This is a genomic window from Paenibacillus sp. 01T422 (assembly GCF_056398785.1).
In genome coordinates, this window is the sequence record NZ_JBFTQB010001271.1 from 1 (window position 1) to 1,330 (window position 1,330).

The window sequence follows — 1,330 nt, forward strand, 5'->3', positions numbered from 1 at the left end:
AGTTAAGACAATGCTTTGTCCATTAAAGATGATTTTATTCTTCATACTAGCAATCCCCTCACAATCAAAATCCGGATTAGATCATGTGCGCATAATCGACTATATGTATGCGCTCTCATTTCATTGTATTTCCTTTCCATCGCCTAAGTCAACGATAGAAAAGAACCAATTTTTGTCCGTAATCTACGAGGGTTTTCAAATCTATTAAGATTCCTGATCTACTGAGATTCTTCAACTGGCTTGAATCGATTTTTCCCGAAAAAGAAATAAAATAAGTAGGAAATCACCATGTAGACTACTGCTGTGATGCAGAAAGCATAGGCATAGCCGTAGTAGGGGCCATGGCGGAATACCAGGCCTGTACTTATCGGAGCTGCCAGAAACCATCCCAAGTTAAAAACCGCTTCTCCGGAAGAGGAAGCTAGCCCGCGCAGGGAGCGGTCGACGTAGCTCATTTTGACCGAGTTGTAAAAAGGATTCGCCGCGTTCATCAATGCCTGACGGAACAAATAACCGCCGGAGGATAAATAGAAATTAGCTGAGAAGGCAGTCAGAAGGAGGAATGGAATCGAACAGAGCTGCAAGTACACAACGGATCTAACCTCCCCAAATCTCTTCACAATCATGGGGCCAATGAGAAAGGCAATCGCAGTTGCTCCTTGACCTAACGCGACAACAATGCCGATCGCAGACTTCGAAGCTTCAAAGCGATCCTCGAAATACACATTTAAATACGGGACAATCATGCCCCCACCGATAGCTGAAAGCAAGCCGAGCAGGCAGAAAATACCGATGACTTGAAGGGAGGATTTGTGTGAGCGCCACGATTGCTTCCAATTGAGCGATTCCCTCTGCGGCTGGATTTCCTGTTCGCTTTTTTCGAATAAAGCCACAGGAATGATACCAAGCGCAGCGAAAACAACGCCAATTAATAAAGTGAAACGCAAACTTAGAATTTCCTCAAGCCCAATGACGAATTGAAAAAAGTCACACAGTAGGCCTCCGAGCGCAATACCCACAACATTGGCAATCATCACAAGCGCCATATTGAAGCTGAATAGATGCACACGCTGTTGAGGAGTGGAGTTGTTAGCCATAAAAGGCAGAATAGTCGCCGAGACGACGGCAAGCGCCATGCCTCCGAAGAAAGAGGAAACAAGCATGCCACCTTCAGCCTCGAATAAAGAGCGAACAGTCAATGCGACAATTGTAAAAACAAGACCAAACGTAATGACGCGTTTCGGTCCGAATCGGTCATTCATAATACCAGCGGGAATAAGAATGATGGCTGCGGCCAGTGAAGTCATGCCAACGATGCTGCCGACAGTCG

At 45.8% G+C, this 1,330-nt stretch carries 1 protein-coding gene; it reads right to left on the reverse strand.

What is annotated here, in order from left to right; genetic code table 11:
• Positions 1-218: 218 nt before the first annotated feature.
• Positions 219-1,330, reverse strand: a 1,112-nt coding sequence (locus AC1DUA_RS37910) for an MFS transporter (RefSeq protein ID WP_477504614.1), incomplete at its 5' end; no start/stop codon positions are given.